Annotated in this window: 16 protein-coding genes; 9 read left to right on the top strand and 7 right to left on the bottom strand. The window is 73.1% G+C overall.

The annotated features are described in order from the left end of the window. Window position 1: 1 nt before the first annotated feature. Both AC07DA_RS20455 and AC07DA_RS20450 read right to left on the bottom strand, forming a co-directional pair. The gene (locus AC07DA_RS20455) at window positions 2-1,165 is read right to left on the bottom strand and encodes a hypothetical protein (protein ID WP_479129584.1); all 1,164 of its coding nucleotides are present in this window, start codon (window positions 1,163-1,165) and stop codon (window positions 2-4) included. Further along, window positions 1,162-2,103, bottom strand: coding sequence for a 5-dehydro-4-deoxyglucarate dehydratase (locus AC07DA_RS20450; RefSeq protein WP_479129583.1), 942 nt, complete (start codon window positions 2,101-2,103; stop codon window positions 1,162-1,164). The genes AC07DA_RS20455 and AC07DA_RS20450 overlap by 4 nt, the downstream gene beginning before the upstream one ends. Before the next feature lie 223 nt (window positions 2,104-2,326). Here AC07DA_RS20450 and AC07DA_RS20445 point away from each other — a divergent pair, with 223 nt between their 5' ends. The 8 genes from AC07DA_RS20445 to AC07DA_RS20410 all read left to right on the top strand — a co-directional run bounded on the left by AC07DA_RS20445 (window position 2,327) and on the right by AC07DA_RS20410 (window position 9,999). Continuing rightward, window positions 2,327-3,136: an NAD-dependent epimerase/dehydratase family protein gene (locus AC07DA_RS20445; protein ID WP_479129582.1), complete on the top strand. Its 810-nt coding sequence runs from the start codon at window positions 2,327-2,329 to the stop codon at window positions 3,134-3,136. 300 nt (window positions 3,137-3,436) lie between these two features. Further along, window positions 3,437-4,204: a DeoR/GlpR family DNA-binding transcription regulator gene (locus AC07DA_RS20440; protein WP_479129581.1), complete on the top strand. Its 768-nt coding sequence runs from the start codon at window positions 3,437-3,439 to the stop codon at window positions 4,202-4,204. A gap of 79 nt (window positions 4,205-4,283) precedes the next feature. Further along, window positions 4,284-5,657, top strand: coding sequence for an ABC transporter substrate-binding protein (locus AC07DA_RS20435; RefSeq protein ID WP_479129580.1), 1,374 nt, complete (start codon window positions 4,284-4,286; stop codon window positions 5,655-5,657). Next, window positions 5,654-6,595, top strand: coding sequence for a carbohydrate ABC transporter permease (locus AC07DA_RS20430; RefSeq protein ID WP_479129579.1), 942 nt, complete (start codon window positions 5,654-5,656; stop codon window positions 6,593-6,595). Before AC07DA_RS20435 ends, AC07DA_RS20430 begins: the two co-directional genes overlap by 4 nt. Then, a complete protein-coding gene (locus AC07DA_RS20425; protein ID WP_479129578.1) occupies window positions 6,592-7,443 on the top strand; it encodes a carbohydrate ABC transporter permease in 852 nt (283 codons plus the stop codon). Before AC07DA_RS20430 ends, AC07DA_RS20425 begins: the two co-directional genes overlap by 4 nt. Then, a complete protein-coding gene (locus AC07DA_RS20420; protein ID WP_479129577.1) occupies window positions 7,440-8,429 on the top strand; it encodes a zinc-dependent alcohol dehydrogenase family protein in 990 nt (329 codons plus the stop codon). The genes AC07DA_RS20425 and AC07DA_RS20420 overlap by 4 nt, the downstream gene beginning before the upstream one ends. Before the next feature lie 75 nt (window positions 8,430-8,504). After that, window positions 8,505-8,726: a hypothetical protein gene (locus AC07DA_RS20415; RefSeq protein ID WP_479129576.1), complete on the top strand. Its 222-nt coding sequence runs from the start codon at window positions 8,505-8,507 to the stop codon at window positions 8,724-8,726. Window positions 8,727-8,790: 64 nt separating this feature from the next. Then, complete coding sequence (locus tag AC07DA_RS20410) at window positions 8,791-9,999, top strand: TerD family protein (RefSeq protein WP_479129690.1); 1,209 nt, start codon at window positions 8,791-8,793, stop codon at window positions 9,997-9,999. 126 nt (window positions 10,000-10,125) lie between these two features. Here AC07DA_RS20410 and AC07DA_RS20405 read toward each other — a convergent pair whose 3' ends face one another. The 3 genes from AC07DA_RS20405 to AC07DA_RS20395 form a co-directional block, all read right to left on the bottom strand. Then, window positions 10,126-10,701, bottom strand: a complete 576-nt coding sequence (locus tag AC07DA_RS20405; RefSeq protein WP_479129575.1) for a TetR/AcrR family transcriptional regulator — start codon at window positions 10,699-10,701, stop codon at window positions 10,126-10,128. Window positions 10,702-10,785: 84 nt separating this feature from the next. Continuing rightward, window positions 10,786-11,823, bottom strand: a complete 1,038-nt coding sequence (locus tag AC07DA_RS20400) for a LacI family DNA-binding transcriptional regulator (RefSeq protein WP_479129574.1) — start codon at window positions 11,821-11,823, stop codon at window positions 10,786-10,788. 94 nt (window positions 11,824-11,917) lie between these two features. Continuing rightward, entirely contained in the window at window positions 11,918-12,322 is a 405-nt protein-coding gene (locus AC07DA_RS20395) for a VOC family protein (RefSeq protein WP_479129573.1), read from the bottom strand. A gap of 138 nt (window positions 12,323-12,460) precedes the next feature. Here AC07DA_RS20395 and AC07DA_RS20390 point away from each other — a divergent pair, with 138 nt between their 5' ends. After that, window positions 12,461-12,976 (top strand): DinB family protein, encoded by a 516-nt coding sequence (locus AC07DA_RS20390; protein WP_479129572.1) that lies wholly within the window; start codon window positions 12,461-12,463, stop codon window positions 12,974-12,976. Between the two features lie 67 nt (window positions 12,977-13,043). On the opposite strand, the gene AC07DA_RS20385 is transcribed toward AC07DA_RS20390, so the two are convergent. Beyond that, the gene (locus tag AC07DA_RS20385) at window positions 13,044-14,060 is read right to left on the bottom strand and encodes a 1-aminocyclopropane-1-carboxylate deaminase (RefSeq protein ID WP_479129571.1); all 1,017 of its coding nucleotides are present in this window, start codon (window positions 14,058-14,060) and stop codon (window positions 13,044-13,046) included. 29 nt (window positions 14,061-14,089) lie between these two features. Next, complete coding sequence (locus AC07DA_RS20380; protein ID WP_479129570.1) at window positions 14,090-14,731, bottom strand: GntR family transcriptional regulator; 642 nt, start codon at window positions 14,729-14,731, stop codon at window positions 14,090-14,092. Window positions 14,732-14,778: the final 47 nt, after the last annotated feature.

The raw sequence follows: 14,778 nt of genomic DNA, 5'->3' as shown, positions 1-14,778 counted from the left end.
CTCACAACTCCGCGAGGGCGGTGCGGACCGTGTCCAGGTCGCTGTCGGAGGCGAGGCCCGCGTGGTACAGCCGCAGTTCCGTGGCGCCGAGCCGCCGTGCCTCGGCCGCGTCGGCGGCGAGGGTGCCGGGGCTGCCGCCCATGCCGGAGACGACGGTGAAGTTGGCGGCGAGGACGGCGCCCGCCCCGCCCTGCCGCGCGAACGGCGTGAGCGTGCCGGTGCCGCCCGCGCAGGGCACCACCACGCCGTCGGCGACGGACAGGATGTGCGCGGGGTCGACCCCGGGGTTGGCGCCGACGTGGTACGACACCGGGTCCGCGTGCAGCAGCACCTGGAAGCCCTCGGGCGCCGCCGCCCGCACGGCCGCGACGGTCTCCTCCTGGAGCGCGCGGGCGGTCTCGTCGCGGTACGCGCGCGTGGTCCGCGCGAGCGCCTCGCCGAGGAGCTTCTCGACGCCCGGCCAGCCGCCGTCGGAGGGCGCCCCGCGCCACACCGGCTCCAGCGCGGCGCGCACCGCGGCCGCCAGCTCGTCGGCGTCCAGGCCGTAGCGCCCGTAGCCCTCCCGGCAGGACGGGCAGAAGCAGAGCGCCATCAGGTACTGCCCGGCGTCCCCGAGGCCGACCCCGCCGGTCTTGTCGTGGGCGTGCAGGTGCTGCAGCCCGTACCAGCCGAGGGATTCCAGCTCGGTGCCGCGCGCCCCGGGCCGGACGGCCGCCTCCGCCGCGAGGTCGGTCAGGTACGCGCGCGTGGCGGGCTGAGCGATGCAGGGGGCCCAGGGGTAGCGGTCGCCGTAGGCGTTGCGGACCGAGGTGTGCGGGTGCTCGGCGCCCAGGCGGGAGTTGTGGGCGAGGACGACCCAGGTGTGCACCTCCAGGCCGGTCTCGGCGAGCGCGGCGGCGGCCTCCCCGAAGGCGTCGCCCGGCGCCCAGTCGCCGGCCGCGTAGGGGCGCAGCTCCCGCCCGTCCCAGCGGTCGTCCGCCGGGTACAGCACGGCGGCGTGCTCGGCGGTGACGACGCGGTGGCGCGGATGGCGCGGTGTCAGTGCCCGGGTGGAGTGGTAGGCGGCGGCGAGCGTCACCTGCGCCACGCCGAGCGCGGCGATCCGCGCGGGCGCCTCCGGGTCCCCGTTGACGTCCCAGGGGTAGACGAATGCCGACGCCTTCACTTGGCCTCCTCCAGCAGCGCGTAGCCGCGTTCGATCAGTTCGGCGAGCCGCTTCACATCGTCCCCGGCCGGTTCGTGCAGCGGGGGCCGCACCTCGCCCACGTCGAGCCCGCGCAGCCGTACGCCGGCCTTGACGAGCGCGACGGCGTAGCCGCGGCCCCGGGCGCGCAGCTCGGCGAACGGGCGGTAGAAGCCGTCCAGCAGCCTGTGCACCAGGCCGTCGTCGCCGGTGCGCAGCGCCCGGTGGAAGGCCAGGGCGATCTCGGGCGCGAAGCAGAACACGGCGGAGGAGTAGAGCGTGACGCCCAGGGCGCGGTAGGCGAGCTGGGTCTGCTCGGCGGTCGGCAGACCGTTGAAGTAGAGGAAGTCGCCGGGTGCCTCGGTACGGACCGCGCTGACGATCCGCTGCAGGAGGTCGAGGTCGCCGAGCCCGTCCTTCAGCCCGATGATGCCGTCCGTGCGGGCCAGTTCGACCACGGTCGGCGGGGTGAAGACGGCGTTGTCCCGCTGGTAGACGATGACCGGCAGGCCGGTCGCGGCGGCCACCTCCCGGTAGTGCCGCAGCAGCCCCTCCTGCGCGGCGACGACGAGGTACGGCGGCAGCGCGAGCAGGCCGTCGGCCCCGGCCGCCTCCGCGAGGCGGGCGTAGCGCACGGCGAGCGCGGTGCCGTACCCGGCGCCCGCGACGACCGGGACGCGTCCCCCGGCCGCCTCGACGGCGGCCCGTACGCAGGCCTCGAACTCCTCGGGGGTGAGCGCGTGGAACTCGCCGGTGCCGCAGCAGGCGAACACGGCGGCGGCCCCGGCGGACACGCCGTCGCGCACGTGGGTGCGGTAGGTGTCGAGGTCCACGGAGCCGTCGGGGCCGTAGGCGGTGACCGGGAAGAACAGCGGCCCGCTGGGGATGTCGAGTCGAGCGGCGAGAGGGGCTGACGTCACGAGCTCTCCCGGTTCCATATTCTTGATTACCGTTTATATTTCTGAACAAGGCCACGCTAAAGCGACCCCTCGGCGTCGGTCAAGCGCGTCCATCCGCGTCACACCAGCGGATTCCACGCTTCCGCCGCCCCCTTGACGGGCTCCGCCCCCGCTTCATAGCGTGTCCACGCTTATGAATGCCGTGCGCCCATGTGCACGATCGGCGATTCAAGGAGAACCGAGGATGCCCGCTCCCCGCACCGTCCTGCTCACCGGCGCCGCCGGCGGCCTCGGCACCCTGATGCGGGACCTGCTCCCGGACTACGGCTACGACCTGCGCCTGCTCGACCTGCGTCCGGTCGAGGGCGCACCCGACGCGATCACCGCCGATCTGGCCGACCGGGACGCCGTGCGCGAGGCGGTCCGGGGCGTCGACGCGATCATCCACCTCGCGGGCATCTCCCTGGAAGCCCCCTTCGAGAAGATCCTCAAGGCGAACATCGAGGGCACCTACCACCTCTACGAGGCCGCCCGCGAGGAGGGCGTCCGCCGGATCGTCTTCGCCTCCTCCAACCACGCCGTCGGCTACACCCCGCGCCCCCGGGGCGACGACCCCCTGATCCCGGTCGACACCCCGCGCCGCCCGGACACCTTCTACGGCCTGTCCAAGTGCTTCGGTGAGGACCTGGCACAGCTCTACTGGGACAAGCACGGCCTGGAGACGGTGTCGGTGCGGATCGGCTCCTGCTTCCCCGAGCCGACCAGCGTGCGCATGCTCTCGGTGTGGATGAGCCCGGCCGACGGCGCCCGGCTCTTCCACGCGGCGCTGACCGCCGAGCACGTCGGCCACACCGTCGTCCACGGCTCCTCCGCCAACACGCGCCTGTGGTGGGACCTCACCTCCGCCCGGGCACTCGGCTACGAGCCGCAGGACGACTCCGAGCCCTGGGCCGGGAAGCTCATCGCCGAGCAGGGCGAGCTGGACCCGGAGAACGAGGCGCACGCCTACCTCGGCGGCCACTTCGTGACGGACCCGCCGATCTGGCCGTACTGACCGGAAACAGACGGCGCACCCGGGCGGGCGGGCACAGAACGGGCCTGCCCGCTCGGGCATACGGGCACGGCCCGGACGCGGCCGGACGGCCCCGCACACCGCGCCGGATCCCCCGCGACCAGGCACGACGCCCTCGCCGCTCACGGCGACCCGTCGCACGTCCCCAAGACCGAACGGGCACACACGGGCAGGATCCCGCCCGCAACAGACCTGGCCACCGCGCCGCACCGGCTGTAGAACTTCCTCCGTGACCCACCGAGGGTCCGAACGGGCAGTGCGGCAGGAAGGCGGGTGACGGCCGTGAACAGGACCGCGGAAGAACGCCAGCGCGAGATCGTGCTGGCCGCACGGCGTGACGGCTCGGTCGACGTCACCGTCCTCGCCGCCGAACTGGGCGTGGCCAAGGAGACGGTACGGCGGGACCTGCGGGTCCTGGAGGACCACGGTCTGCTCCGCCGCACCCATGGCGGCGCCTACCCCGTGGAGAGCGCCGGGTTCGAGACGACGCTCGCCTTCCGCGCCACCAGCCACGTCCCCGAGAAGCGCCGGATCGCCGCCGCGGCCGCCGAGCTGCTCGGGGACGCCGAGACCGTCTTCGTCGACGAGGGCTACACCCCGCAGCTCATCGCCGAGGCACTCCCCCGGGACCGGCCGCTGACCGTGGTCACCGCGTCCCTGCCGGTCGCCGGCGCCCTCGCCGGGTCCGACAGCGTGTCCGTGCTGCTGCTCGGCGGACGGGTTCGCTCCGGCACCCTCGCCACCGTCGACCACTGGACGACGAAGATGCTGGCCGGCTTCGTCGTCGACCTCGCGTACATCGGCGCCAACGGCATCTCCCGCGAGCACGGCCTCACCACCCCCGACCCGGCCGTCAGCGAGGTCAAGGCCCAGGCGATCCGCGCCGCCCGGCGCACCGTGTTCGCGGGCGTGCACACCAAGTTCGGAGCGGTCAGCTTCTGCCGGTTCGCCGAGGTCGGCACCCTGGAGACGATCGTGACGAGCACCCTGCTGCCGGCGGCCGAGGCCCACCGCTACTCGCTGCTCGGGCCGCAGGTCGTCCGCGTCTGACCCACCCCCCTCCTCCCCCACCGGGCGCAGCCACGCCCCGTGCTGCCCCTTATATCCCCATTCATCCCAGGAGCGATCCATGCGAACCCAGAGCCGACGGCGGCCCCCGCGAGCCACGCTCGCCACGGCCGCCGCAGGGACGCTGCTCGCCCCGCTGCTCTCCGGCTGCTGGGTCGGGGCGGGCGGGGCCGGATCAGGCGGCGACGCCATCAACGTCCTGATGGTCAACAACCCGCAGATGGTCGAGCTGCAGAAGCTGACCCGCGCCCACTTCACCAAGGAGACGGGCATCGAGGTCAACTTCACCGTCCTGCCCGAGAACGACGTCCGCGACAAGATCAGCCAGGACTTCGCCAACCAGGCCGGCCAGTACGACGTCGCCACGCTGTCCAACTACGAGATACCGATCTACGCCCGCAACGGCTGGCTGCGCGAGATGAACGGCTACGTGGCCAAGGACCCGGCCTACGACGAGCAGGACATCCTCAAGCCGATGCGCCAGTCCCTCACCGCGGAGGACGGCAGGCTCTACGGCCAGCCCTTCTACGGCGAGTCGTCGTTCCTGATGTACCGCAAGGACGTGTTCGAGAAGGAGGGCCTGACGATGCCCGCCCGCCCCACCTGGCGGCAGGTGGCGGACCTGGCGGCGAAGGCGGACGGGGCCGAGCCCGGCATGAAGGGCATCTGCCTGCGCGGCCTGCCCGGCTGGGGTGAGGTCATGGCCCCCCTGACCACCGTCGTGAACACCTTCGGCGGCACCTGGTTCGACAAGGACTGGAAGGCGCGGCTCGACTCCCCGGAGTTCGAGAAGGCGACGAAGTTCTACGTCGACCTGGTGCGCGAGCACGGCGAGTCCGGCGCCGCCCAGTCCGGCTTCGCCGAGTGCCTGAACAACATGACGCAGGGCAAGGTCGCCATGTGGTACGACGCCACCTCCGCGGCCGGCTCCCTGGAGGCGGACGGCTCACCCGTCAAGGGCAAGGTCGGCTACGCCCCGGCCCCCGTCGAGAGGACCGAGTCCTCCGGCTGGCTCTACACCTGGGCCTGGGGCATCCAGAAGGCCTCCCGCAACCCGGACGACGCCTGGAAGTTCGTCTCCTGGGCCTCCGGCAAGGAATACGAGCAACTGGTCGGCGACGAGATCGGCTGGTCCAACGTCCCGGCCGGCAAGCGGGCCTCGACCTACGCCAACCCCGACTACCGCAAGGAGGCCGGCGCCTTCCAGGAGATGACCAAGGAGGCCATCGAGCAGGCCCGGCCCGACGATCCCGGCGTGCAGCCGCGGCCCGCGCCCGGCATCCAGTTCGTCGGCATCCCCGAGTTCACCGACCTGGGCACCGAGGTCTCCCAGGAGATCAGCGCGGCCATCGCCGGACGCCAGTCCGTCGCGTCGGCCCTGCGCAAGTCCCAGGCGCTCGCCGAGAAGATCTCCGAGGAGTACGAGGGACGATGACCGCCACGACCACGGCCCCCGTGGCCGCTCCCGGGACGGACACCCCGGTTCGCCGCCCCTCCGCCCGGCTGCGCGCCTGGGCGACCCGGGCCCCGCTCCTCCCCGCCCTGATCTTCATGATCGTCGTCACCCAGCTGCCCTTCGTGGCGACGCTGGTGATCTCCTTCTTCGACTGGAACAGCCTCTACCCCGACGCCCGGCACTTCACCGGCCTCGACAACTACCAGGAGGTCCTCAGCGACGCGGACCTGCGCCACTCGGTGTGGACGACCGCGCTGCTGACGGCCACGGTGGTGCTGGCCAGCCTGGTGCTGGGCCTCGTCCTGGCGCTGCTGCTGGACCGCAGGTTCCGCGGCCGGGGCATCGTGCGCACCCTGCTGATCGCGCCCTTCCTGGTGGTGCCGGTCGCGGCGGCCCTGCTCTGGAAGCATGTGCTCTACAACCCTGAATACGGCCTGTTCAACGGGTTGCTGCACTATGTGGGCGGCCCGCAGCCCGACTGGATCTCGAACACCCCGCTGCTGGCCGTCGAGGCCTCCCTCATCTGGCAGTGGACGCCGTTCATGATGCTGATCCTGCTCGCCGGACTGCAGAGCCGCGACCACGAACAGATCGAGGCGGCCCGGGTCGACGGGGCGAGCGACTGGCAGATCTTCGTCCACCTGACCCTGCCGCACCTGCGCCGCTACCTCGAACTCGGCGCCCTGCTGGGCTCGATCTACATCGTGCAGAACTTCGACGCGGTCTTCACGATCACGTCCGGCGGCCTCGGCACCGCCAACCTCCCCTACACCGTCTACCAGAGCTTCTACCAGGCCCACGAGAACGGCCTCGCCTCGGCCGCGGGCGTCCTGGTCGTCATCGGTTCGATCGTCATCGCGACCTTCGCCCTGCGCGTGGTGTCGTCCCTGTTCCGCGAGGAGGTGTCCCGCGCATGAGCACGACCGCACCGCGTGCCCGCCGTGCCCGTGGCAGGGGGGCGGGCCTGGGCCTGCTGGCCTGGCTGCTCGGCATCGCGTTCTTCCTGCCCATCGCGTGGATGGCGCTGACGTCCTTCCACTCGGAGGCGGACGCGGCGACCAACCCGCCGTCCTTCGCGGCCGCGCTGACCCTGGACGGCTACCGCGAGTTCTTCGGCGCGGGCGGCGGCGCGAGCCCCTGGCCGGCCCTGATCAACTCGACGGTCGCGTCCGTGGCGTCGACGCTCCTCGTCCTCCTGCTGGCGTTCCCGGCCGCCTACGCGCTGTCCATCAACCGCGTCCGCAAGTGGACGGACGTGCTGTTCTTCTTCCTCTCCACGAAGATGCTGCCGGTCGTGGCGGGCCTGCTGCCCATCTACCTGTTCGCCAAGAACGCCGGGCTGCTCGACAACATCTGGCTGCTGGTCGTCCTCTACACCTCCATGAACCTGCCGATCGCGGTGTGGATGATGCAGTCCTTCCTCGCCGAGATCCCGGTCGCCGTGATCGAGGCGGCCCGGGTGGACGGGGCCCGGCTGCCGACGGTCCTGGCGCGGGTGGTGGCCCCGATCGCCCTGCCGGGCATCGCCGCCACGTCCCTGATCTGCTTCATCTTCAGCTGGAACGAACTGCTCTTCGCCCGGGTGCTGACGGGCGTGGTCGCCGAGACCGCCCCCGTCTTCCTGACCGGCTTCATCACCAGCCAGGGCCTGTTCCTGGCCAAGGTGTGCGCCGCGTCGCTCGTCATCTCCCTGCCGGTGCTCGCCGCGGGGTTCGCCGCCCAGGACAAGCTGGTCCAGGGCCTGTCGTTGGGAGCCGTGAAATGAAGGCCGCCGTCATCGAGTCCGTGGGCCGGGCCGTCGTCACCGAGGTCCCGGACCCGGTGCCGGGGCCGCGCGAGGTCGTCGTCGAGGTCGCGGCCTGCGGCCTGTGCGGCACCGATCTGCACATCCTCCAGGGCGAGTTCGCCCCCAAGCTGCCCATCGTGCCCGGACACGAGTTCGCGGGCGAGGTCGTCGGCGTCGGCACCCAGGTCACGGAGGTGGCGGTCGGTGACCGGGTCGCCGTCGACCCGTCCCTGTACTGCCACGAGTGCCGCTACTGCCGCACGGGCCACAACAACCTGTGCGAGCGCTGGGCGGCGATCGGCGTGACGACGGCCGGGGGCGCGGCGAAGTACGCCCTCGCCCCGGTGGCGAACTGCGTGAAGCTGCCGGAGCACGTCCGCACCCAGGACGCGGCGCTCGTGGAGCCACTGTCCTGTGCGGTACGCGGCTACGACGTCCTGCAGTCCCGCCTCGGCGCGCACGTGCTGATCTACGGCTCCGGCACGATGGGCCTGATGATGCTGGAACTGGCCAAGCGCACCGGCGCGGCGAGCGTGGACGTCGTCGACGTGAACCCGGCCCGCCTGGAGACGGCCCGCCGCCTCGGCGTCTCGGCCTCGGCGGCCAGCCCGGACGAACTCGACCGCCCGCAGGGCTGGGACCTGGTCGTCGACGCCACGGGCAACGCGGCGGCGATCCAGGACGGCCTGGACCGGGTGGCGAAGGCCGGCACGTTCCTGCAGTTCGGCGTCGCCGACTACGCGACCCGCGTGACGATCGACCCGTACCGCATCTACAACCAGGAGATCACCATCACCGGCTCGATGGCCGTGCTGCACAGCTTCGAGCGGGCGGCGGAGCTCTTCGCGAACGGCGTGCTCGACCCGGAGGTCTTCATCAGCGACCGCATCCCGCTGGAGCGGTACCCCGAGGCGCTGGAACAGTTCGCGGCGGGGATCGGCCGCAAGATCGTGGTCGTGCCGTAGGGCGGCGGACCGCCGCGGGCGGGGGCGGGCGAAACCGGTGGGCCGCCCGCCCCCGCCCCCCCGTACGCTCGCGGCATGCCACGACCCCACGGATTCACCTACGAGCGGCACACCGGCGGAGCCGTCCGCATCAGCCACCACGGTCGGCCCGCCACCACCCTGAACGGCGCGCGTGCCGCACGGTTCCTCGCCGAGGTCGGGGCCTGCGACCCGCAGCTCGTCATGGCCCGCTGGACCGGGAACTACAAGCGGGGCAACGAGCGCACCGCCCGGGACCACCCGCGCAACCGCCGCTGACCCGATTGGCCGCAAGGTAAGGGAACGGCAAAACCGCCTCGCTCGTTCACCCGGCATGACAGCTATGACCCCCGGCTCGAACATCCCCCTGTCCGCCGCCCGCGTGACGGTGGACGTCGCCGCCCCGGTGCGGCTGGACGTATCGGGCCTGCTGCTCACCGCCGACGGCAAGGTGCGCTCCGACGACGACTTCATCTTCTACAACCAGCCGTCGGGCCCGGGCGTGACCTACCGCTCGGGCGGCGGCACCGCGCCCGACGCGATCACGGTCGACACCTCGGCCCTTCCCCCGGGCATCGAGAAGATCGCCGTGACGGCGAGCCCGGACGCCGCGGGCCAGACCTTCCAGGGCATCGAACCGACGGCCACCATCCGCAACGCGGACGACGGCTCCGTCCTGGCCACGTTCACGCCCCCGCAGCTCGGCAGCGAGACGGCCCTGGTGATCGTGGAGATCTACCTGCGCAACGGCCAGTGGAAGGCCCGCGCGGTCGGCCAGGGCTACGCCAACGGCCTGGCGGGCATCGCCACGGACTTCGGTGTGACGGTGGAGGAGCCGGCCGCCGCCCCGGCCCAGCCGATGACCCCGCCGCAGCCGTCCGCGGCCCCCGTGCAGCCGCCGGCCCCGCCCGTCACCTCGCCCGCCGCACCCCCGGCCGCCCCGGCCACGCCCCCGCCGCCCGCCGCCGGCCCCGGGAAGATCAACCTCGACAAGGGCCGTGTCAGCCTCCAGAAGAACCAGACCGTCTCCCTGATCAAGGGCGGCCGCCCCCTGCTCTCCCAGGTCAAGATGGGCCTCGGCTGGGAGCCCGCGTACCACGGCAAGGACATCGACCTGGACGCCTCGGTCATCGCCTACGGACCGCAGCGCAACCACATCGACAGCTGCTACTTCGGCAAGCTGCAGATCATCGGCGGCGCGATCCGGCACTCCGGCGACAACCTCACGGGCGAGGGCGGCGGTGACGACGAGGTCATCACGGTCGACCTCGGCCGGCTGCCCCAGGAGGTCACGGGCCTGGTCTTCACGGTCAACTCCTTCTCCGGCCAGAAGTTCACGGAGGTCGCCAAGGCGTACTGCCGCCTCCTGGACGGCACGACCGGCGAGGAGCTGGTCCGCTTCGACCTCACCAGCGCCGAGCCGCAGACCGGCGTGATGATGGCCAAGCTGATCCGCCAGTTCTCCGGCGAGTGGGACATGACGGCGATGGGCGACTTCGTCAAGTCCCGCACGGTGAGGGGCATGGTGAAGCCGGCGGCGCAGGCCCTGTAGCGCCGCGCGCCACGACCGCCGTCTCGGACGCCCCCGCTCGGGGGCGTCCGACGTCCGCGGCACGGCGGCGCCCGGCCCGCGCGCGGCACGTGGTGGCGTCCGGCCCGCGCGCGCCACGTGGCGGCGTCAGCGCGCCCGCGGCCGCAACCCCTCCGTCAGCAGCGCCAGGTACCGCCGGATGTGCCGCCCCTCCCCGTCGGCCAGTTCCGACGCCGTCGCCAGCCCGTGGGCCAGCCTGAGCACGTCCGCCGGTTCCACGTCCCGCCGCAGTGTGCCCTCGTCCTGTGCCGCCCGGACCAGCCGCCCCGCCGCGCTCCTCACCGAGTCGCCGCAGGCCGTGGCCGCCGCCGGGTCGCCCTCGGTGACGGCCGGGCCGAGGAGTGCCTTCAGGCCGCGCATGCGGATCATCCCGGTGCCGAGTTCGTGGAGCCACTCCAGCAGCGCCTCGCCCGGCGGCAGTTCGGACGCGAGCGCGCCGGCCCGGGCCGCGAGCGCCTCGATCCGGTCCAGGTACGCGGCCTCCAGCAGGGCGTGCCGCGTCGGGAAGTGCCGGTACAGCGTCCCCGAGCCGACCCCGGCCCGCTTGGCGATGTCGTCGAGCGACGCGCCTTCCCCGTGCTCGGCGAAGGCCTCCGCCGCCACCCGCAGCAACCGCTCGTAGTTACGCCGGGCATCCGCCCGCATGGGCCTGACCTGCGGCACGCGGCCACTCCTCACGAACCGGGGACTCTCCGCGCACCCTACCGACACGGAGCCACCGCGCGTCCGGATCCACCGGACGGGTGCTCAGGCGGACCCGCGCACCACGAGCTCGGGCGTCACCCAGGCGTCCCGGCCTCGCAGGGGCTCCTCGCCCGCCCGCAGCCGGGCCACCTGCTCCACGGCCAGCCGGCCCAGCTGCCGTTTGTCGATGTGCAGGGTGGTCAGGGCGGGTTCCACCAGCTCGCCCAGGGAGAGGCCGTCGAAGCCCAGCACGGCCACCTGGTCCGGCACCCGGCGCCCGTGGCGGCGGGCGGTCCGCATCGCGCCGAGGGCGATCATGTCGTTGAAGCCGAAGACGGCCGTGACGTCGGGGTGCGCCCGCAGCAGCCGCTCCATACCGGCCTCGCCGCCCGTCACGCTGTGCTCGGAGCACGTGACGACCCAGTCCGCGTCGACGGGCAGGCCGAGCCGGCGGGCCTGCTCGAGGAAGGCCTCCCGGCGGGGTCCGGGGCCGTGCGTGCCGTCGAGCATGCCGATCCTGCGGTGGCCCTGCCGGTGCAGGTGGCGCATGCCCTGTTCGACTCCGGCGGCGGCGTCGATGCCGACGGCCGCGAACCTGGTCTGGTGCGGGCCGCGCTCCAGCAGCACCAGCGGGACGCCCCCGAGGTGCCGGGTGAGCACGTCGTCGGGGTCCCTGAAGTAGCCCACGACCGCGTCCGCCTGGTGGGAGAGGACGTCGAGCGCCTGCCGTTCCCGTGCCCCGTCGATCCGCGAGTCCCAGACCACGACCTGCCAGCCGCGCTGCTCGGCGGCCTCCAGCACCCCGGCGGCGACCTCGGGGAAGAAGGGGTTGCGCAGGTCGGGGATGACCAGGCCGGCCGTGACCGCGCCCTTCTGGACGAGCCCGCGCGCGAACCGGCTCGGCCGGTAGTCCAGGAGCCGCGCCGCCTCCAGGACCCGCTCCTTGGTGGCCGGGTCGATCTCACCCTTGTCGTTGACCGCCCGGGAGACCGTCTGGCGTGACACTCCGGCCAGCCGTGCGACGTCGTGGATCGTGGCCCGGCGCCCCGCGCCGCCGGGCCGCCCGGCCCCCGGCTCCGCACGCTGCTTGTCCGTCCACACGCCCAGCACCCTATCCGGCACCGGAGGCGGCCCGGCAGGGGCGGACGGGCGGGCCCCCGGCCGCGGCGGCACCGGCGCGACGGCCCCGGGCGCTTCAGTCGCCGAGCTCGGTGAACAGCGTCAGCTGCAGCGCGCCCGGGGCTTCGAGCCGGGAGTTCAGGGAGTTCCAGGGGGTGCGGGTCGGCTCGGCGACGACCTCGGCACCGGCCGCGGCCAGCTCGGCCGTGGTGGCGGCGGAGTCGTCCACCTGGAAGGCGACCCGGATGTGCCCGGCCACCCGCCGCCCCACCTCGACCTCGTCGATGTACGCGGCGTGGTGCGGATCCGTCAGCTCCAGGGTGGCCCGCCCGGCCTCCAGGATGGTCACCCGCCCGCCCTCGGAGGCGAAGGCGCCGCGCTCGGGCAGCCCGAGCACGTCCCGGTAGAAGTGCAGGGCGGCGTCGTAGTCGTCGGCGGTCACGACCAGGCGCAGTTCCCGGACGGCTGGTTCGTCGGTCATGGCGGCTCCTCGCTGACGTCGGGTAACGGCTGACAACCCGCCGGCCGGCCGGTTGATTCCCGGATGGCCGGCCGGTGCCGCGCGGGCCGCGGAAAACGCGGCGACAGCCCTGGGCGGGGCCCGCTACCGTCCGCTGACATGACCCCTTCTCTCGAACGTCCCCCCTTCCAGGCCGACGAGCGCACCGCGCTCATGGGATGGCTGGACCTGCAACGGCGGATCCTGCGCTGGAAGTGCGAGGGGCTCGGCGAGGCCGACGCGCACCGGTCCGTCGTCCCGACCTCCCCGGCGATGACGATGGCCGGGCTCGTCAGCCACATGCGGTGGGTCGAGCACACCTGGCTGGAGGTGCTGTTCCTCGGCGGGGACGAGTCGCAGAACCCGTCCTTCGACGAGACCGACGAGGACGCCGACTGGCGCACCGGCTCCGTCACGTTGCGGCAGGTGCTCGCCGACTACGAGGCCCAGTGCGCCCGCAGCGACGAGATCGTGGCCGCGGCGTCCCTGGACGACGTCGGCCGCCACCGGGGGTACGCCTCCGGCAAGGCCAACCTCCGCTGGATGCTCATCCACCTCGTCGAGGAGACCGGACGGCACGCCGGCCACGCGGACATCGTGCGCGAGCTGCTGGACGGGACGAAGGGCTACTCCTGACGAAGGAGTACCCCCGGCGAAGGGGTCACCAGGGCCGGGTCCGCACCGGCCGCCTGCGCGGACGGGCCTAGAACAGCGCGCTGTACGCGTTCAGCGCGGGCTGCCCGCCCAGGTGGGCGTAGAGCACCGTGGAGTCCCGGCCGATCTCGCCGCGGGACACCAGGTCGATCAGCGCGGCCATCGACTTGCCCTCGTAGACGGGGTCGGTGACCATCCCCTCGGTGCGGGCCGCCAGGCGCATGGCCTCCAGGGTCGTCTCGTCGGGGACGCCGTACGTGCCCGCGTGGTACCGCTCGTCCAGCTCCACGTCCGTCTCGGTCAACTCCCGCTTGACGCCGATGAGTTGCCCGGTGCGATGGGCGATACGGGCGATCTGGGCCCGGGTGGCGGCCGGCTTAGCGGAGGCGTCGACGCCGAGCACGCGCCGGGGCCGCCCGCCCGCCTCCTCCAGGGCGGCGAACCCGGCGACCATGCCGGCCTGGGTCGAACCGGTCACCGAGCACACCACGACGGTGTCGAAGAAGACGCCGAGTGCCCGCTCCTGGTCCACCACCTCGTACGCCCAGGCGGCGAAGCCGAGACCGCCGAGCGGATGGTCGGAGGCCCCGGCCGGGATGGCGTAGGGCTTGCCGCCCGACTCCTCGACCTCGGCGAGGGCCCGCTCCCAGCTCTCCTTGAACCCGATCCCGAACCCGGCCCCGACCAGCCGGACATCGGCCCCGGCGAGACGGCTGACCAGGATGTTGCCGACCTTGTCGTACACGGCGTCCGGCCAGTCCACCCAGCTCTCCTGCACGAGCACGCACTTGAGTCCGGCCCGGGCGGCGACGGCGGCGACCTGACGGGTGTGGTTGGACTGCACGCCGCCGATCGAGACGAGCGTGTCGCAGCCCTGGGCGAGCGCGTCGGCGACCAGGTACTCCAGCTTGCGCGTCTTGTTCCCGCCGTACGCGATGCCGGAGTTGCAGTCCTCCCGCTTCGCCCACAGGGAGGCGCCGCCGAGGTGCGCGGTGAGGCGCTCCAGCGGGTGGACGGGCGAGGGCCCGAAGAGCAGGGGGTAACGCTCGTACGAGGAAAGGGGCATGGGTCCCTCCGGGTCGGTGTCGGTCCGCCTCAGTCGGCGAGCTCTTCGAGGCCCCGCCAGATCTCCGCCGTGACGCGGACCGCCTCGGCCGCGTCGCCGGAGGCGCAGGCGTCGATCAGCCGCTCGTGCAGTCCGGGCGAGCGGCAGCTGCCGCCCTCGCCGAAGCGGCGCCGCTCCAGACGGCGGATGAGCGGGGTGTAGCGGGCTACGGTCGCGGCCGCCGCGCGGTTGCCGCTGGCCCGGACGAGGACCTCGTGCAGGTCGTCGTCGGCGCGCAGGGCGGCGTCCACGTCACCGGCTCGCACGGCCGCGGCGAACCGCTCGTTGGCGGCGCGCATCGCCGCGAGGTCCGCGTCGGCGAGCCGGGGCACGGCGACGCGGGTCACCAGTTCGTGCATGGCGCCCACCACGGCGGCGACGTCCCGGACGTCGGCGGCCACGAGCGGGGTCACGCGGGTGTAGCTCTGCGGCTTGCTCTCCAGCAGCCCTTCGTCCACGAGCCGGGAGAACGCCTCCCGGACCGGCGCCCGGGACAGCCCGAGCCGCTCGGCGAGGTCGGCGTCGCGCACCACCGCGCCGGGCTCGATCTCCCCGGCCACGATGGCGTCCCGGAGGGCCGTGTACGCCCGGTCCCTGAGCAGGGTGCGGGGCACGGGCCGGATGGCGTCCATGAACTGACATGTTAGATGTCAGTGCAGCCTTCAACAAGGGCCGGGCG

It is taken from the genome of Streptomyces sp. NPDC044921, from assembly GCF_056432865.1.
This window is presented reverse-complemented; position numbering and strand designations above follow the sequence as displayed.